Origin of the sequence: Pseudomonas fluorescens (assembly GCF_001307275.1) — a bacterium.
GTDB lineage: Bacteria > Pseudomonadota > Gammaproteobacteria > Pseudomonadales > Pseudomonadaceae > Aquipseudomonas > Aquipseudomonas fluorescens_AA.
Genome location: NZ_CP012831.1, coordinates 3900762 through 3919034 on the forward strand (window position 1 = coordinate 3900762; position 18273 = coordinate 3919034).

Annotated in this window: 17 protein-coding genes; 9 read left to right on the forward strand and 8 right to left on the reverse strand. The window is 60.3% G+C overall.

Going from position 1 to position 18273, the window contains the following annotated elements:
* Positions 1 to 12: 12 nt before the first annotated feature.
* Positions 13 to 1494: a mannuronan synthase gene (gene alg8 / locus AO356_RS17335; protein WP_371919231.1), complete on the reverse strand. Its 1482-nt coding sequence runs from the start codon at positions 1492 to 1494 to the stop codon at positions 13 to 15.
* 100 nt (positions 1495 to 1594) lie between these two features.
* Complete coding sequence (locus AO356_RS17340) at positions 1595 to 2911, reverse strand: nucleotide sugar dehydrogenase (protein ID WP_053124910.1); 1317 nt, start codon at positions 2909 to 2911, stop codon at positions 1595 to 1597.
* Between the two features lie 472 nt (positions 2912 to 3383).
* Between AO356_RS17340 and AO356_RS32595 the strand changes: the two genes are divergently transcribed.
* Positions 3384 to 3737 carry a hypothetical protein gene (locus AO356_RS32595; RefSeq protein WP_146042675.1) on the forward strand — a complete coding sequence of 118 codons (354 nt, stop codon included), beginning with the start codon at positions 3384 to 3386 and terminating at the stop codon, positions 3735 to 3737.
* On the opposite strand, the gene yaaA is transcribed toward AO356_RS32595, so the two are convergent.
* Complete coding sequence (gene yaaA / locus AO356_RS17345) at positions 3722 to 4501, reverse strand: peroxide stress protein YaaA (protein WP_060740780.1); 780 nt, start codon at positions 4499 to 4501, stop codon at positions 3722 to 3724. The two genes, AO356_RS32595 and yaaA, sit on opposite strands and share 16 nt — an antisense overlap.
* Before the next feature lie 292 nt (positions 4502 to 4793).
* Here yaaA and AO356_RS17350 point away from each other — a divergent pair, with 292 nt between their 5' ends.
* The 6 genes from AO356_RS17350 to AO356_RS17375 all read left to right on the forward strand — a co-directional run bounded on the left by AO356_RS17350 (position 4794) and on the right by AO356_RS17375 (position 10103).
* Positions 4794 to 5918 carry a polysaccharide deacetylase family protein gene (locus tag AO356_RS17350; protein WP_060740781.1) on the forward strand — a complete coding sequence of 375 codons (1125 nt, stop codon included), beginning with the start codon at positions 4794 to 4796 and terminating at the stop codon, positions 5916 to 5918.
* Between the two features lie 336 nt (positions 5919 to 6254).
* A complete protein-coding gene (locus AO356_RS17355; protein WP_060740782.1) occupies positions 6255 to 7649 on the forward strand; it encodes a PhoH family protein in 1395 nt (464 codons plus the stop codon).
* Between the two features lie 256 nt (positions 7650 to 7905).
* Positions 7906 to 8379: a cyclic pyranopterin monophosphate synthase MoaC gene (gene moaC, locus AO356_RS17360; protein ID WP_060740783.1), complete on the forward strand. Its 474-nt coding sequence runs from the start codon at positions 7906 to 7908 to the stop codon at positions 8377 to 8379.
* Positions 8376 to 8618, forward strand: a complete 243-nt coding sequence (gene moaD / locus AO356_RS17365; protein ID WP_060740784.1) for a molybdopterin converting factor subunit 1 — start codon at positions 8376 to 8378, stop codon at positions 8616 to 8618. The genes moaC and moaD overlap by 4 nt, the downstream gene beginning before the upstream one ends.
* 3 nt (positions 8619 to 8621) lie before the next feature.
* Positions 8622 to 9074, forward strand: a complete 453-nt coding sequence (moaE, locus tag AO356_RS17370) for a molybdopterin synthase catalytic subunit MoaE (RefSeq protein ID WP_060740785.1) — start codon at positions 8622 to 8624, stop codon at positions 9072 to 9074.
* A gap of 252 nt (positions 9075 to 9326) precedes the next feature.
* Complete coding sequence (locus AO356_RS17375) at positions 9327 to 10103, forward strand: ABC transporter substrate-binding protein (RefSeq protein ID WP_060740786.1); 777 nt, start codon at positions 9327 to 9329, stop codon at positions 10101 to 10103.
* 126 nt (positions 10104 to 10229) lie between these two features.
* On the opposite strand, the gene AO356_RS17380 is transcribed toward AO356_RS17375, so the two are convergent.
* The 5 genes from AO356_RS17380 to AO356_RS17400 form a co-directional block, all read right to left on the reverse strand.
* Positions 10230 to 10856 (reverse strand): helix-turn-helix transcriptional regulator, encoded by a 627-nt coding sequence (locus AO356_RS17380; RefSeq protein ID WP_060740787.1) that lies wholly within the window; start codon positions 10854 to 10856, stop codon positions 10230 to 10232.
* 88 nt (positions 10857 to 10944) lie between these two features.
* Positions 10945 to 12072 carry an NAD(P)/FAD-dependent oxidoreductase gene (locus AO356_RS17385; protein WP_060740788.1) on the reverse strand — a complete coding sequence of 376 codons (1128 nt, stop codon included), beginning with the start codon at positions 12070 to 12072 and terminating at the stop codon, positions 10945 to 10947.
* A 150-nt stretch (positions 12073 to 12222) separates the two neighbouring features.
* On the reverse strand, positions 12223 to 13170 hold the full coding sequence (locus AO356_RS17390; protein ID WP_060740789.1) for an ornithine cyclodeaminase family protein: 948 nt from the start codon (positions 13168 to 13170) through the stop codon (positions 12223 to 12225).
* A 123-nt stretch (positions 13171 to 13293) separates the two neighbouring features.
* The gene (rhlB, locus tag AO356_RS17395) at positions 13294 to 14757 is read right to left on the reverse strand and encodes an ATP-dependent RNA helicase RhlB (RefSeq protein ID WP_060740790.1); all 1464 of its coding nucleotides are present in this window, start codon (positions 14755 to 14757) and stop codon (positions 13294 to 13296) included.
* A 98-nt stretch (positions 14758 to 14855) separates the two neighbouring features.
* Complete coding sequence (locus tag AO356_RS17400; protein WP_060740791.1) at positions 14856 to 15512, reverse strand: alpha/beta hydrolase; 657 nt, start codon at positions 15510 to 15512, stop codon at positions 14856 to 14858.
* Positions 15513 to 15984: 472 nt separating this feature from the next.
* Here AO356_RS17400 and AO356_RS17405 point away from each other — a divergent pair, with 472 nt between their 5' ends.
* Both AO356_RS17405 and AO356_RS17410 read left to right on the forward strand, forming a co-directional pair.
* Entirely contained in the window at positions 15985 to 17016 is a 1032-nt protein-coding gene (locus AO356_RS17405; RefSeq protein WP_060740792.1) for an amino acid ABC transporter substrate-binding protein, read from the forward strand.
* 65 nt (positions 17017 to 17081) lie between these two features.
* On the forward strand, positions 17082 to 18263 hold the full coding sequence (locus AO356_RS17410) for an amino acid ABC transporter permease (RefSeq protein WP_060740793.1): 1182 nt from the start codon (positions 17082 to 17084) through the stop codon (positions 18261 to 18263).
* Positions 18264 to 18273: the final 10 nt, after the last annotated feature.

Sequence of the window (18273 nt, forward strand, 5' to 3'; positions counted from 1 at the left end):
ATTCAAGTCCGGTCAGACCATCGTCAGCAGCACGGCGACAAAAATGCTGCCGGCGGAGAAGGTCATGGTCCGAGACGACCAAGTGTTGAACCAACGTTGAAAGCTGGCGAGATCACGGGTCAGTGAGGTGGGCTGGCGGGTCCAGGACTGCTGGTCAAGGCGGAAGAACACGTAGATCTTCACCAGGGCCCCGACGATCTGGTTGTAATAGAGAATCGCCGGGTAGGCAGGGCCGATCTTGTGTCCGGAGCACGACAGCAACAGGGTCAACAGCAACCGGGTGATGCCGATCCACAGCAGGTACACCAGGATGAACGCGGTGCCGTACTTGAAGCTGGCGATCAGTGCCACGGTCAGGCCCAGCAGCGAGGTCCACATCGACACGCGCTGGTCGAACAGCACCACCGAGGTGAACAGGCCCAGACGGCGCATGCCCAGGCCCAGTGCCCGGGAGTTCTGCCGCAGGTTGTTGCCGTACCAGCGGAACATCAGCTTGCGGCTGGCCTTGATGAAGCTCTTCTCCGGCGGATGCTCGACGGTGTTGATCGCCGCATCGGGCACGTAGAACGTGTCGTAGCCCAGGCGCATCAGGCTGAACCAGCTCGACTTGTCGTCGCCGGTCAGGAACTTGAAGCGGCCCAGGCGCCAGTGTTGCAGCGAGTCGCTTTCCACGTCGGCGATGAAGTCCGGGTTGGTGACCACGGTGGCGCGGAACACCGACATGCGCCCGGTCATGGTCAGCACGCGCTTGGACAAGGCCATGGAGCACATGTTGATGTGGCGTTGGGCGAAGCGCAGTTTGTGCCACTCGCTCATGATGTAGCCGCCGCGCACTTCGCAGAACTCGTTGGTGGTCAGGCCGCCGACGTTGCCGAACAACTGGAACCACGGCACGGTCTTGCGCACGACGCCTTCGGCGAGCACGGTGTCGCCATCGATCACGGCGACCACGGCGCGGTCGTCCGGCAGGTGGCGGGAGATGGCGCGGAAGCCGTAGGCCAGGCCGTCACGCTTGCCGGTGCCAGGGATACGCACGAAGTCCAGCTTGACCCGCGCAGGCGGGTTCATGCGGGCCCAGAGGCTCTTGACCAGCAATTCGTCGGACATTTCCACGATGGAGCAGACCACGGTGGTGGGCAGCCCGCAGTCGATGGCCTCGCGGATCACCGAGCCATACACCTGGGCAGTGGTCAGCGCGTCGATCCGGAAGCTGGTGACCATCAGGTACACGTGGGACGGATCCGCCGCCTTGCCCAGCTTGCGGACCTTGCGGCGCAGGTGTGGGTAGACGATGTACAGGAAGATCATGCCGCGCACGAAATGCGTCGCTCCCATGGAGTAACGCCAGATGCCCACGGCACCGATCAGGAAGATGAAGTCCTTGGATTCGGAGTCGAACGTGGACGTGGGCAGCGCCATGGCGATGCCCATCAATAAACTCAAGTAAAACAGCCAACCGGCGGCCTGAAGCAGGCCGTGCTTTAGCCTGTGCATAATCTGCATCCGTCTCTATCTCGGGCGGGCCTTGTGGGCGGCCCGATGGGTTAAGGCAGGCGAAAGGCCGGCCGAGGCATGCCCCGGCCGGCAAACAGACTTACCAGCAGATGCCTTCGGTCCGGCCACTCGGGTTGGTGGCCTTGGACATGAAGCCGACCAGGTCGATGACCTGCTTGCCTTCCGGTACGTTTTCGGTCAGCGCGCGGAACTTCTCGTCGCGGTTACCCAGGATGATGATGTCGGAGCTGTCGATCACCGAGTCGAAGTCGGCGTTGAGCAAGGACGAGACGTGAGGAATCTTCGACTCGATGTAATCCTTGTTCGCACCGTGGACGCGGGCGTATTCGACGTTGCTGTCGTAGATCTTCAGGTCGAAACCCTTGCCGATCAGCATTTCCGCCAATTCCACCAGCGGGCTTTCACGCAGGTCGTCGGTGCCGGCCTTGAAGCTCAGGCCCAACAGGGCGACTTTGCGCTTGTCGTGGCTGGAAACGATGTCGAAGGCGTTCTGCACCTGGGACTCGTTGCTGCGCATCAGCGAGTTGAGCAGCGGCGCTTCCACGTCCAGGGCGCCGGCGCGGTAGGTCAGGGCGCGAACGTCCTTGGGCAGGCAGGAGCCGCCGAAGGCGAAGCCTGGGCGCATGTAGTACTGGGACAGGTTCAGGGTCTTGTCCTGGCAGACCACGTCCATCACTTCACGACCATCGACGCCGACGGCCTTGGCAATGTTGCCGATCTCGTTGGCGAAGGTCACCTTGGTGGCGTGCCACACGTTGCAGGTGTACTTGATCATCTCGGCGACAGCGATGTCCTTGCGGATGATCGGCGCATCGAGCTCTTCGTACAGCGACTGCAGGACGTCACCGGAGGCGGTGTCGAACTCACCGATAACGGTCATTGGCGGCTGGTCGTAGTCTTTGATCGCGGTGCTTTCACGCAGGAACTCAGGGTTGACCGCGACACCGAAATCGACGCCGGCTTTCTTGCCGGAGCAGTCTTCCAGGATCGGGATGACAACGTTTGCCACGGTGCCTGGCAATACGGTGCTGCGCACTACGATAGTGTGGCGGGTGGTCTTGTCACGCAGGACAAAACCGATCTCGCGGCACACCGCTTCGATGTAGTTCAGTTCCAGGTCGCCGTTCTTTTTGCTCGGTGTACCGACGCAAATCATCGACAAGTCAGTATCGCGAATGGCTTCGGCGAAGTTGGTCGTGCCGCGCAGTCGGCCAGTTTGAATGCCTTGCGCCAACAGCTCGCCAAGACCCGGTTCAACGATTGGCGATTTGCCGGCGTTGATCATGTCGATTTTGTCTTTGGCGACATCCACGCCAACTACATCATGGCCCCGTGCAGACAGGCAACCGGCACATACTGCACCGACGTAACCCAAACCAAATATGCTAATGCGCATCGCATTTACCTCTGTTTTCACGCCATTAAATGGCCGGAGTTAATAGTGTTCAGCGGTCATCGAGCACTCGGAAGTGTGGAATGCAGGCGCCACAGTGCCGTGTGCAGGCATACAAAGTTCCGAGTGTCTAAATAAGTGCACTCAAGTTGTGCGCAAAGCGGCCTAGTTGTTATGACCTGCCCTGTTATGCAGCCAGTCCCTGTTAATCAAGAACGCTCGTGCAAAAAGTCTCTCACCTCTGATCCCTGGCAAAAGCCCACAAAATCAGAAGCTTGTGTGCTCGGGTGAGCACGTTATAGGGGCGCAGCCTTGGCCTTGTAGGGGATAGTAATGGTGCGTTATCTCCTGTCCTTTATAAGATGGATCCAAATAGGCGACCGTTTCGCTAAATTGCCATGACAACTTGGTTACTTGGATCGACGGCCTATGTAAGTCATCTCTTACACGCTCCGTGAGAATCGTTACGGGTGGTATGAGCCGTGCAATTTCACATAGTTCCGATCCGCTCATCGCGATTTTCGTAATTTTTCGAAATATTATCGAAGATGGCACTGCCCTCAATATGATGGCACTTGCCGTTTCATCCTTTGTTAATGGGGAGTTAGGTGGGGTAGATAGTTTTGTGCCACTACGGATAAAAAATTTTGGTGCCACTACGCAAAAAACTGACGAGTGTCGAGTGAAAGAAAAGTTAGCGGGGGAGTGGGGCGATTTATTGACGTCACGAAACTGGCGAAACAGGCGGGGAACTAAGATGACCGATCGGGGCTTGATCGAAGTCCCCGATCAGGGACGATATAAGGTTATGCCTTATTCGGGAGCGTGATCGCGCAAGAACACGAGTTTGTCCTGGCTCGATTGTTGTGCGTTGAAGCGATAGCCCTGAACATCGAATTGGCTGAGTGCCGCGGGGTCGTTGATGCGTTCTTCAATGACGAAACGACTCATCAGGCCCCGGGCCTTTTTGGCGTAGAAGCTGATGATCTTGTACTGGCCATTTTTCAAGTCGCGGAATTCGGTATCGATGACGCGCGCTTTCAGTGCGCTGCGCTTGACCGCCGAGAAGTATTCATTGGACGCCAGGTTCAGCAGTACGTCGTCGCCCTGGTCGGCGAGGGCTTCGTTCAGCCATTCGCTGATGCGCGTGCCCCAGAAGGCGTACAGGTCCTTGCCGCGGGTATTGGCCAGCTTCGTGCCCATTTCCAGGCGATAGGGTTGCATCAGGTCCAGTGGGCGCAGCAGGCCATAGAGGCCGGAGAGCATGCGCAGATGTTGCTGGGCATAGTCGAAGTCGGCTTCGCCAAAGCTTTGCGCATCGAGGCCGGTGTACACGTCACCCTTGAAGGCCAGCAGCGCCTGCTTGGCGTTGGCCGGGGTGAACGCCGGCGTCCAGCTGCCGAATCGCGCGGCATTGAGGCCGCCGATCTTATCGGAGACATGCATCAGCTCGCTGATCTGTGCCGGCGAGAGTTCGCGCAGCTGTTCGATCAGCTCCTGGGAGTGATCCAGGTACTGCGGCTGGGTAAAGCGCGCGGTGGCCGGCGGTGTTTCGTAATCGAGGGTCTTGGCGGGGGAAATCACCATCAGCATGCAATCGTCTCCTTGAAGGTTCGGCGATTCTAGGGGGTTGTCCGGGTGGACTCCAGCTATCGAGGCAATAGGTGATGGATGGGCGAGCATTGATGGGTTTTGTGGCGAGGGAGCTGTGGGAGCAAAGCTTGCTCGCGATGAACGATGACGCAGTCTTGCAGATGGACCGTGTCACCTGCATCGCGAGCAAGCTTTGCTCCCACAGGTCTGCTCCCCAAGTCCACTGACCGCAAGGGTATTGCGCCAGGATCGGCTATGATGCCGCGCGGGTTTCGTTATGGAGACATCCCTTTTGCGCATCGCCCTTGTGTTATCGGCCTGGCTGTTGAGCTTCGGCGCCCTCGCGGCGCCCAACGACGTCGCCACCCTGGACCGCACGACCTGGCCGGAACAACTCACCAGCCCGACGCTGTTCGACGTGGCTTCGCGGGCCGAGATCCTGATGTTCGCCCGGGGCTTGCTGGACGTCGATGCCATGGATGAAATCGCGCTCAAGCAGTACCTGGGGCTGCGCACGGTCAATATGGCCGCGATCGACGCCCTGCGCGCCCGGCTGTGGCAACGGTTGCTGAGCAACTACAACTTTGCCCAGCGCAGTTGCGATCAGGATGCGTCCTTCTGTTACCTGGTCGAGGACATGGCGACCCTGCGTGAAGAGGCTCGCAGGTTCCATCTCGATGACAACTCCTACTACATCAAATGGGCGGCGCCGAGCCAGATCTTTCATACGCAATATCGTGATGAACTGCTGCGCAAAGCCGCGCTTTTTCCGCAAACCAGCAGTGAAATCGCCCGTTTTGGCGAGTACGAGCGCAACGGCGAGGAGATGAACGACCGGCTGTTCCTGTTGACCTTCGACAGCGCCGCCAACGTCGTGCCGGACAACACCCCGTGGCTGACCGACTACCTGCGCAAGGCGAACATGAACGGCACCTTCTTCGTGCTGGGCAAGGACATTCAGGCGCGGTTGGAAGAGCGCTCGGTCAACAGTCTCCAGATGTTGTATGCGGGACAGTGCGTGGGTGTGCAGGGCTGGGAGTTCCGTTCCCACAGCCATTGGCAGGACTGGCAAGACTCGGTCCGGCGCAGTGTCGAGCTGGTCAAGGGCAAGCTGCCCGAGAATTACGTGCCGCTGTTCCGCCCGCCCCAAGGCCAGCGTCGTGGCGATGCCGAAGGATTTTTCCGGCAGCAGGGCCTGCAGGTGGCGCTATGGGACATCGATCCCCAGGACAGCGGCAATCGGCTCAAGCCTGAGCAAAGCGCTCAGCGTGTGCTGACCCTCATGTTGCTGTGGCGCCACGGGGTGATCAATTTCAGCGCCAAGCAGGATGGGGTGAAAACGGCGATGCCCTGGCTCATGGCGCAAACGGCGCAGAGCGGGATCGGTTGGGCGGACTGTCAGGAGGCGTTTCGCTGAAACCGGGAAAGGCCCGGAAACATTGGGGAAGGAGGAAAATCCGGGACACATTCATGACAACCGGACTTTCGACTTTAACGGTGCGACGGCGGTACGCCAAGGGTTATTCGTCACTCTGAAAAATAAACTTCAAAAAAGCGTCAAAGTGCTTTTTCCTGTCATGGTTTTTGGAGTATCAAGAAGTCAGACCGCCGAAACCTGCAACACAGGTGGCGTCTTCCAAGACCCAGATTGTGTGCAGTTCACCTGAATCCTCGCGGGTGAATTCGGTGGCTACCTCGAGGCGCAGCACTGTCACGGTATTGCGTCGAATGGCCCCCACATAGGTGACCGAGTATGGATGACCACGGACGTAGCCCTTCCTCCAACCAGCCAATCCTCTATGTACTCGATACCAACGTATTGATCCACGATCCAAACGCGCTCCTGAACTTCGAAGAACACCACGTCGCCATCCCGATGACCGTGCTTGAAGAGCTGGACAAGCTCAAGAGCGGGCACCACAGCGTTGCGGCCGAATGCCGGCAGGCGATCCGCCTGATCGACAAGACCTTGGGGGATGCCTCCCCGGAAGACGTTGAGCTCGGCGTGCCGATCCAGCGCGGCAAAAGTGGTCCCAAGGGCTTGCTTTCGATCCTGATGAGCAAGCGCACCGAACCCAACCTGGTGCTGCCTGAACACCTGAACGACAACATCATCATCAACCAGTTGATCGACCTGCACGCGCGCAACAAGGACCAGTCCGTGGTGCTGGTGACCAAAGACATCAACATGCGCCTCAAGGCCCGCGCCTGCGGGATCGCGGCGGAGGACTACAGCACCGACCAACTGGTTGACGACGTTTCGCTGTTGCCCAACGGCTACCACACCATGACCGGCTCCTTCTGGGACCGTGTGAGCAAGGTCGAGACTCGCCAGGACCATGGCCGCACCTGGCACCAGGTGCAACTGATCGACAACCTGCCGGCCGTGCACATCAACGAGTTCATCATCGACGAACAAGGCTTCGTCGGCTGGATCAAGGAAATCCAGGTCGACAAACTGCTGATCCTCGACTTGCACCAGGAACCGCTGCTGCACCAGGAAGCCTGGGGCCTCAAGCCTCGTGACATCTACCAGAGCCTGGCCCTGTTCGCCTTGCTCGACCCGGATATCCACCTGGTCAACCTGTCCGGCGCCGCCGGTTCCGGCAAGACCATCCTGGCCCTGGCCGCCGCCATCGAGCAGACCATGGTCAGCAAGCGCTACCGGCGCATCATCGCCACCCGCAGCGTGCAGGGCCTGGACCAGGAAATCGGTTTCCTGCCCGGCACCGAGGCGGAGAAAATGGAGCCGTGGCTGGGGGCGATCACCGACAACCTCGAAGCCTTGCACATGGATGACGAAAGCACCCATGGCAGCGTCGATTACATCCTCAGCAAAGTGCCGTTGCAGTTCAAATCCCTCAACTACATTCGCGGGCGCAGCTTCCAGCAGAGCCTGATCCTGATCGACGAATGCCAGAACCTGACCCCGCACCAGATGAAAACCATCATCACCCGTGCCGGCGCCGGTTCCAAAGTGGTGTGCCTGGGTAACCTGGCGCAGATCGACACCCCTTACCTGTCCGCGACCAGCTCCGGGCTGACCTACCTGACCGAACGCTTCAAGGACTTCCCCAACGGGGTCCACATCACCCTGCAGGGCGTACCGCGCTCGATCCTGGCCGAATACGCCGAATCCCACCTGTAACCCCAACCCAACCGGGCGGCCTTCAAGCCGCCCGGTTTTTCATGGCTGTACAAAAACTGTGGGAGCGAGCTTGCTCGCGATGACGGCGTATCAGATAAAAAATAAGTGTCTGACCCACCGCCATCGCGAGCAAGCTCGCTCCCACAAGGTTTTGCGCTGACTTTCGAGTCCGATACGCAAGTGGGGTGCGACAATCAACCCTGCCGGAATCTGACCCACAGGTTTACAATCGACATTCCCGATCAGGAGTAACCCTGTGCTGACTCATCTCGATTCCCAAGGTCGCGCCAATATGGTCGACGTGACCGACAAGGCCGTGACGTTCCGTGAAGCCACGGCCGAGGCCTTTGTGCGCATGCTGCCCGACACGCTGCAGATGATCGTCAGCGGCGGTCACCCCAAGGGCGATGTGTTCGCCGTCGCGCGCATTGCCGGCATCCAGGCGGCCAAGAAAACCAGTGACCTGATTCCGCTCTGCCACCCGTTGCTGCTCACCGGCGTCAGGGTCGAGCTCAACGCCGAGGGCGAGGACCGGGTGCGCATTGTCGCCCGCTGCAAACTGTCGGGGCAGACCGGCGTGGAAATGGAGGCCCTCACGGCCGCCAGCGTCGCCGCGCTGACCATCTACGACATGTGCAAGGCCGTCGACCGTGGCATGACCATCGAAGGCGTGCGAGTGCTGGAGAAACTCGGCGGCAAGAGCGGCCATTTCCAGGCGGATGCGTCATGAAGATTACCGTGAAGTTCTTTGCCCGTTACCGTGAAGCACTGGGTGTGGATGCGGTAAAGGTGGACGGCGATTTCGCCACGGTCGACGATGTGCGCGTGCTGCTTGCCCAGCGTGACGGTGCCGACGTGCTGAAGGAGCAGAACCTGATGTGCGCGCGCAACGAAGAGCTGTGCCAGCTCGATGAACCGTTGGAGGAGGGTGACGAAGTCGCGTTCTTCCCCACTGTGACGGGAGGCTGAAGCATGGCGATTCGTGTGCAGGTCGAACCGTTCGACCCGGGCGTCGAAGTCAACGCGATGCACGCGGCCAATGTCGGCGTGGGGGCGGTGGTGAGCTTCGTCGGCTACGTGCGCGACTTCAATGACGGCCTCGACGTGTCCGGGATGTTCCTGGAGCACTATCCGGGCATGACTGAAAAGGCTCTCGGCAAGATCGCCAGCGAGGCCGAGCAACGCTGGCCGTTGCTCAAGCTGGAAGTGCTGCACCGCATCGGTGCCCTGGAACCGGGCGAGCCGATAGTCTTCGTCGCGGCCGCCAGTGCTCATCGCCAGGCGGCGTTCGACGCCTGCGCCTTTGTCATGGACTACCTCAAGACCCGTGCGCCGTTCTGGAAAAAGGAAAACACCGTCGACGGCCCACGCTGGGTTGAAGGGCGGGACAGTGATCATGCGGCGGCGGATCGCTGGAAGCAGTAAGCCCCCCTGTAGTTTTTTTGCAAGCCATGAGTCCGTCATCGCGAGCAAGCTCGCTCCCACACTAGATCTTTATGCATCAAGGATCCCCTGTGGGAGCGAGCTTGCTCGCGATGAGGCCATCAGCCACCCATCACATCCCCCTGCCTACCGATTGACGGTGTGTACATTAAAGTCCAGTATGGATTTATAAGTACAAAACAACTGCATCCACCTTTCTCTGCCAAACCAACAACAACCTGCGAGAGATTGATCATGAGCAAACTCCCCCTCATCACCGGCCTGGCCTTGAGCCTGTTGGCCTCCAGTAGCCTGTTCGCCGCTGAGAAAACCTTGCGCATCGGCATCGAGGCAGCTTATCCGCCGTTTGCTTCCAAGACCTCGGAAGGGAAAATCGAGGGGTTCGACTACGACATCGGCAATGCCCTGTGCGCGCAGATGCAGGTCAAGTGCCAATGGATCGAGGGTGAGTTCGACGGGCTGATTCCATCGCTCAAGGTGAAGAAGATCGACCTGGCGTTGTCGTCCATGACCATCACCGAAGAGCGCAAGAAGTCGGTGGATTTCACCCACAAGTACTACTTCACCTCATCGCGCCTGGTCATGAAGGAAGGGGCAGTGGTCGATGACCAGTATGCCAGCCTCAAGGGCAAGACCGTGGGCGTGCAACGGGCCACCACCACTGACCGCTACGCCACTGAAGTGCTCGAACCCAAGGGTGTGACGGTCAAGCGCTACAGCAACAACGAAGAAATCTACATGGACCTGGCGTCCGGTCGCCTGGACGCGATTTTCGCCGACACCATCCCGCTGGAAGACTTCCTGTCGATGCCCCGGGGCAAGGGCTACGCGTTTGTCGGTCCCGAACTCAAGGACCCGAAATACGTCGGTGAGGGCGCCGGTATCGCGGTGCGCAAAGGCAATACCCAACTGGTGGCGGACTTGAACAAGGCCATCGATGGGATTCGGGCCAATGGGAAGTACCAGGAGATCCAGGCCAAGTATTTCAAGTCGGATATCTATGGTGACTGATTAATCGCTATCGCGAGCAAGCTCGCTCCCACAGGGGATTGGTGTCGTACACGATATCTGTGTGCAATGAGATCGAATGTGGGAGCGAGCTTGCTCGCGAAGGCGCCAGGCCAGGCAATACAAATCTCAGCCCTTCAACTCCTTCAAATGCTTGTACACCGTCGCCCGCCCCATGTTCAGCACATTGGCCACATAGTTGGACGCGCTCTTGCCCTTGAACGCGCCTTCGGCATGCAGCGCCAGCACCAGCTCGCGTTTGTGATCGCGGGTCAACAGGTTCAGGCTCAGCTGACGCTCGCGCATCCAGGCGTGGAGGAAGGTGTTGATCCGCTCCTGCCAGTCATCGCGAAACAGTGAGTCCGGCTGGGGAATCAACTTGCCCGGCGAGAGGAACAAATCCAACGCGGCCTTGGCATTCTCGAACAGCGAAATATTCAGGTTGATGCACAGCACCGCCAGCGGATGACCGTGGGCGTCGCGCAGGACGCTGCTGAGGCTGCGAATCTTCTGTCCGTCCCAGTTCAGTTTCTCGTACGGCCCGATGTTACGTTCGCTGACGTCTTCACTGAGCATGTCTTCCAGGGACGAGTCATCGCCAATCTCGCGCTTGGACAGGTTATTGGCGATGTAATCGACTTTCTGGCTGCGCAGGTCGTGCAGCACCACTTCGGCGTGGGGGTAGAACAGCGTGGCGATGGCGTCGGCGATGGTGCGGAAGTTTTCCAGCGCCGGATCGGATGGCGAAGCGGTCATGACAGGGCTCCAGGCAGCGTCAGCGCCCCGTGGAACAGGGGCGCGGGGGAGTGTGCCGCAATCGTGGCGATGCGTCACCCCGGTTGGCTCACCCCAAGCGCTTGGGGGAGAGCATGGCGCTGCTCAGGCCGAAACGGGCCAGGGCTTCGGGCAGCGGTTCGCCACGTACCAGCGCGGCGCTGGCCTGGCCCATGGCCGGTGACGTCTGGATGCCGTAGCCGCCCTGGGCCGCGACCCAGAACAGTCCGGGCACCTGTGGATCGAAACCGGACAGCAGATCACCGTCGTGGACGAAACTGCGCAATCCGGCCCAGGTGCGGGTCGGGCGGCGGATGGTCAGGGTGGTGGCTTCTTCGATCTGGTAGATGCCCATGGCGATGTCCAGTTCTTCCGGCTGAACGTCGTGAGGCTCCACCGGGTCGGCGTTGGCCGGCGAGCCGAGGAACATGCCGGCGTCGGGCTTCATGTAGAAGGATTCGTCCAGGCTCACCAGCATCGGCCAGTCATGGATATCCACGCCTTCGGGGCCGGCGAAGATGAATGCCGCACGCCGCTTGGGTTGCAACCCCAGCTTCCGGGCGCCAGCCAGGACGGCCACCTGATCGGCCCAGGCGCCGGCGGCGTTGATCACGATGGGGGCGGTGAAGCGTTGGCTGGCGGTCTTCACCTGCCAAAGTCCCTGGTCGTCGCGGCTCAGGCCCAGCACTTCACTGTCGGTGTGCACTTCACCGCCATTGCGGCGAATACCGCGCAAGTAGCCCTGGTGCAGGGCGTCGGTGTCGATGTCGCAGGCCGTCGGGTCATAGATCGCCCCGTGGACCTTGTCCCGTCGCAGGATCGGCAGCCGCACACAGGCTTCTTCGGCGCTGAGCAGTTGCATCTGCGGCACCGTGGCCTTGGCGCTCAGGTACTGGTTGTTCAGCTCGGCAGGATCGCCGGTGAAATCCACGGTCATTTCGCCCCGTGGACTCAGCAACGGGTGCTCGCAGAAACCGGCCGGCGGGGCGTCGAAAAAATCCCGGCTGGCCTGGGTCAGCGCCCGCACCTGCGGGGTGCCGTAGGCGGCGGTGTACAGCGCCGCCGAACGTCCGGTGGAGTGATAGGCCGGATGGGATTCGCGTTCGAGCACAATCACCCGGCCGTGGGGTGCCAGCCAGTAACCGGTGGAAGCACCGGCAATGCCGCCGCCGATGATGATGAAGTCTGCTGAGGTCATGAAATGCTCCTGTGGAACACAGTGCCGGGACTCTGGAAAAAACGGTGGGAGCGAGCTTGCTCGCGATGGCGGCCTGACAGTCGACATGGGTGGTGACTGACCCACCGCTATCGCGAGCAAGCTCGCTCCCACAAGGGAAACTGGGGTGTGTCAGTTGCGAAGTCGGTACAACGCATTCGCCAGCGCAACATCCTCCAGCCCCAGGCCGATGGAGCGGAAGAACACGTGGCGTTGGTAGTCGGGACGCGCCACGTGTTCGCTGAGCAATTCAGGCAAGTCGCCGACGATGCGCGACGCCTCCCAGCCGTGTTGTTCGCCGGCGATCAGCATTTCACCGGCCGAGCCCGGGGTGGTCTGACGATAGTCGCAGAACACGTCCATGTCGTTGAGGCGTTGGGGCGGTATTTCGTGGGCGCGTGGGGCGTTGGTGCTGATGGAGGTGATCAGCGCCGGTTTGTCCAAGGTCTGCGGGTCGAGCACAGCTTTGGCGGACGAAGTGCAGAGCATCACCACATCGGCGTCGTGCAGCGCGGCTTCGAGGGTGTCGACGATTTGCAGGCGCGGGTCCAAGCCGGTGAGCGAGGCACGTTCCTGTGCCGACTTGGTCTTCAGGCCTGGCGAGTAGAGGCGGATGCCTTGCCAGTCCCGCAGGTTCTTGACGTAGTGCACGTGCGCCTGGGCCACCGCGCCGCTGCCGATGACCGCCAGGCGCCTGGCGTTGTGCGGGGCAAGGGCATCGACGGCGACGGCGGTGGTGGCGGCGGTACGGGCGGTGGTCAGTTCGGCGGCGTCGCACAGCAACAGCGGCTGGCCGGTCTGCATTGACATCAGCAAGGTCCAGGCGGTGACCAATGGGCCTTGCTCGCGCACGATATAGGGCGAGGTCTTGACCCCATAGACCTGGTCTTCAGCCATCACGCCCAGGTAGTTGATGAAATCCCCGGCGCCGTGGGGAAACACCACCAGTTGCTGAGGCGGCTGCACCGCTTGCCCGGCCGCCAGATCACGAAACAGCTGGCGCAGGATGTGCGGCACGTCGATTTGCCCGAGCAGTTCACGGACTTGGGCTTGGGTCATCACAGAGGGCGTGCTGGGCATGGAGGCTCCGGGTACCGTGTAAACTAATTTGTCCATTATGGACTTTTAGTTTAATCGAGCAATATCCCGGGGCAAAAAAAAGCGCAGCTCGTTCTGGCTGCGCTTTTTGCTCTGTGGAGACGGTTAAGGGCGCTTGCGCTCGACCGGTCGCAACAGGTGGGTCGGTGGCATTTCACAGCTGATCTTGCGCCCCAGCAACGCCTCGATCGACGGCAACTGGTAGGAGTCGTCTTCACCGGCGAAGCTGATCGAAACCCCGGCGGCCCCGGCACGCCCGGTACGGCCGATACGGTGCACGTAGTCGTCCGGTACTTCCGGCAGGGTGAAGTTGATCACGTGGCTGATGCCGTCGATGTGGATGCCGCGGCCGGCCACGTCGGTGGCAACCAGCACGCGGATCTTGCCTTCGCGGAAACCTTCGAGGGTCTTGATGCGCTTGTGCTGCGGCACGTCGCCCGAGAGCTGGGCCGCGTTGACGCCATCGCGCACCAGGCGTTCTTCGATGCGCCGCACTTCGTCCTTGCGGTTGGCGAACACCATCACGCGCTCCCAACCGTTGTCGTTGACCAGGTTGTAGAGCAGCTTGTACTTGTCGGCACCGGCGACTGCGTAGATATGTTGCTCGACGTTTTCGCTGGCGACGTTCTCGGCTTCGATCTCGACGATGGCCGGGTCGGTGGTCCACTGCTTCGCCAGGTTCATCACGTCCTCGGTGAAGGTGGCGGAGAACAGCAGGGTCTGGCGTTCGCTTTTGGGTGGGGTCTGGCGAATGATCTGGCGCACTTGCGGGATGAAGCCCATGTCGAGCATGCGGTCGGCTTCGTCCAGCACCATCACTTCGACCATGTCCAGGTGCACGTCGCCGCGCTGGTTGAAGTCCAGCAGACGGCCCGGCGTGGCGACCAGGATGTCGCAATGGCGGGCTTCGAGGTGCTTGAGCTGCTTGTCGAAATCCATGCCGCCCACGAACGTCATGACGTTCAGGCCGGTGTATTTGGTCAGGTCGGCGGCGTCCTTGGCGATCTGCACCACCAACTCACGGGTCGGGGCGATGATCAGCGCCCGTGGTTCGCCCATGTAGCGTTCTTTGGGCGGCGGGGTCTGGAGCAACTGGGTGATGATGGAAATCAGGAACGCGGCGGTCTTGCCGGTGCCGGTCTGGGCGCGACCGATGGCGTCCTTGCCGGCGAGGGTGTAACCCAGCACTTGCGCCTGGATCGGCGTGCAGTATGGGAAACCCAGGTCCTGGATGGCGTGCATCAGTTCCGGGGCGAGCTTGAAGTCGTGGAAGCGCGTCTTGCCTTCCTGGGGTTCTACGGCGAAGTCCTCGAGTTTCCAGGCGACGACCGGCGGTTTGGGTGCGCGTTCGCGACGCGGCCGGGGGGCTTCGTTGCGGGGTGTCTCGGGCTCGGGGGACTTGACTGGCTGGGCGACGGGTTCTTTTTTCGCCTGTGCAACGGGGGCCGTCCGGCGCGGTTGTTGCGCATCGGTACGGCTCGGGCCGTGGGTCGGCGCAGTGGAGCCAGGCGCGAGTTGCTCGGCCTCGCTTTTACCGAACATCTTCTTGAGTGCTTTGAGCACGGTCATCTCATCGATTGGTTAAGGAATGTACGCCGGCCAGTGTAATGCAAGAAACGGGCGCGGCGTAGTGGGATCGTCAAAGGACCGGCGTGGCGATTGGCCTCTTAGCGCAACCGTTCGGCCAGCCAGGTGCCGATGTCATGAATCTCCTCGGGTAACACTTCGTGGCCCATTGGGTATTCCTGCCATGTCACGGTGACACCATGCTGCTTCAAATACTCTTTTGCGGTCCGGCCCATGGGGTTGAGTACCACTTCGTCGTATTGGCCGTGCAGGGCCAGGACCGGAGTGCGTTGCTGGCTGGCCGACAATTGCAGTTCATCGCTGAACGTCGGTGCATAAGTAGACAGTGCGATCACGCCGCCCAGTGGCCCCTGCCATTTCACGAAGGCGGTGTGATAGACCACCGCGCCTCCTTGGGAAAAACCGGCGAGGAAAATCCGCGAGGCGTCTATTCCGCTGGCTCGCTGGGTTTCGACCAGGTCGATGACCCGTTGCGCCGAGGCTTCGAGTTGTTGTTCGTCAATGGCCCGCGCCGGGCTCAAGGCGCGGATGTCGTACCAACTGGGCATCTCATAGCCGCCGTTGATCGTTACTGGCTGGGTTGGCGCCTGGGGTAGAACGAAACGTGTGGTGAGCAGTTTTTGCTGCAGCATTTCGGCCACTGGCAGGAAATCATAACGATCGGCGCCCAGGCCGTGGAGCCAGATAACGCACGCGTCAACAGTGCCGCTGGGCTCGAGAATCAAGGGGTCGGTCATGGTTGTGCTCCAAATCTGTGCGGGTGCGCCCAATCAGTGCGTGATTACAGTGCGCTCCCGGTGCCTCAGTTAATTAGATGTCGCAAAGTTGAAAGTTTTTGTCTTGACGTGTTTTACATGGCCCAAGCGCAGCGGTCTGGTACGGGCTTTGCTATGGGGTTGCTGAGTGATGATTCTTACGCTGCGCGGTAACACTATCAGTTAGACGCGCCGCATGGGATATCAGAAATCCGGTGATGAATGTTCGCCAGCAGCCGCTACGGGCTTCGCGAACGTGAAGGGCTACAGCCCGTTCGGCCGATTGGTGAGAGATGGGCATGACCACTGTTTACGGACATCCTCATTATTAGACTCATAGCGAAGGTCCAGACGTCGGTTGACCCTAAAAAAAGCCAACAAGGGTCGGCAATGCCTCAAAAGGGTGCGACAGGACTCGAGCTCCGACACAACAAGAGCAAAACTGGAGGTTTGAATGAAGTTACTGAAATCCACCCTGGCAGTCGTGACTGCAGCAGCAGTACTCGGTGTCAGCGGGTTCGCTCAGGCGGGTGCAACCCTGGATGCCGTGCAGAAGAAAGGTTTTGTGCAATGTGGTGTGAGTGATGGCTTGCCGGGTTTCTCGGTGCCTGATTCGACCGGCAAGATCGTCGGTATCGACGCTGACTTCTGCCGTGCCGTTGCCGCTGCGGTATTCGGCGATGCGACCAAGGTCAAGTTCAGCCAGTTGAACGCCAAGGAGCGCTTCACCGCGCTGCAGTCCGGCGAAATCGACATGCTCTCGCGCAACTCCACCATGACCAGTTCCCGTGACGCGGGCATGGGCCTGAAATTCCCAGGCTTCATCACCTACTACGATGGCATCGGCTTCCTGGCCAACAACAAGCTGGGCGTCAAGAGCGCCAAGGAACTGGACGGTGCAACCATCTGCATCCAGGCCGGTACCACCACCGAGCTGAACGTTTCCGACTACTTCCGCGCCAACGGCCTGAAGTACACCCCGATCACCTTCGACACCTCCGATGAAAGCGCCAAGTCGCTGGAATCCGGTCGTTGCGACGTGCTGACCTCCGACAAGTCCCAACTGTTCGCCCAGCGCAGCAAGCTGGCTTCGCCGAAGGACTACGTGGTTCTGCCGGAAACCATTTCCAAGGAGCCCCTGGGTCCGGTCGTGCGTAACGGTGACGACGAGTGGCTGGCCATCGTGCGCTGGACTGGCTACGCACTGCTCAACGCTGAAGAAGCTGGCGTGACCTCGAAGAACGTCGAGGCCGAAGCCAAATCCACCAAGAACCCGGACGTGGCTCGTATGCTCGGCGCTGACGGTGAATACGGCAAGGATCTGAAACTGCCGAAAGACTGGGTCGTGCAGATCGTCAAGCAAGTCGGCAACTACGGTGAAATGTTCGAGCGCAACCTCGGCAAGAGCACTCCGCTGGAAATCGACCGCGGCCTGAACGCTCTGTGGAACGCTGGCGGCATTCAATACGCACCACCAGTGCGCTGATGGTTCTATCACCCGGTGGGCCAACCACCGGGTGATGTTCTGTTCCATTCTTTGCGGGGCACTTCATGCAAAATTCAATCGGCGCACCTAAGCAGAGGCTTAGCCTCAGCGATCCACGAGTGCGTGCGTGGGTATTTCAGATCGTCACCATCGTGGCGGTTATTTCGCTGGGCTGGTTTCTGTTCGATAACACGCAGACCAACCTCGCGCACCGGGGCATCACTTCCGGTTTCGGCTTCCTGGAACGCAGTGCCGGCTTCGGCATTGCCCAACACCTGATCGACTACACCGAAGCGGACAGCTATGCCCGCGTCTTTGTCATCGGGTTGCTCAACACGCTGCTGGTGACGTTCATCGGCGTGATCCTGGCGACCATCCTCGGCTTCATCGTCGGCGTGGCGCGGTTGTCGCAGAACTGGATCATCGCCAAGCTGGCAACCGTCTATGTGGAGGTTTTCCGCAACATCCCGCCACTGCTGCAAATCCTGTTCTGGTACTTTGCCGTGTTCCTGAGCATGCCGGGACCGCGAGCCGCCCATAACTTCGGCGACACCTTCTTTGTCAGCAGCCGCGGCCTGAACATGCCTGCCGCGCTGGTGGCCGAAGGGTTCTGGCCGTTCGTGATCAGCATCGTGCTGGCGATTGTCGCCATCGTGCTGATGGCCCGTTGGGCCAACAAGCGTTTCGAAGCGACCGGTGAACCGTTCCATAAATTCTGGGTCGGCCTGGCGCTGTTCCTGGTGATCCCGGCCTTGAGCGCGCTGCTTTTTGGTGCGCCGGTGCACTGGGAAATGCCGGAGCTCAAGGGTTTCAACTTCGTCGGTGGTTGGGTTCTGATTCCTGAGCTGCTGGCCTTGACCCTCGCCTTGACCGTATATACCGCGGCGTTCATCGCCGAGATCGTGCGTTCGGGCATCAAGTCGGTGAGCCATGGCCAGACCGAAGCGGCCCGCTCCCTGGGGCTGCGCAACGGTCCGACCCTGCGCAAGGTGATCATCCCGCAAGCCCTGCGCGTGATCATTCCACCGTTGACCAGCCAATACCTGAACCTGGCGAAAAACTCCTCCCTGGCCGCCGGTATCGGCTACCCGGAAATGGTGTCGTTGTTTGCCGGCACGGTGTTGAACCAGACCGGCCAGGCCATCGAGGTGATCGCGATCACCATGAGTGTGTACCTGGCGATCAGTATCAGCATTTCCTTGCTGATGAACTGGTACAACAAGCGCATTGCGCTGATCGAGCGGTGAGGAAACGCGC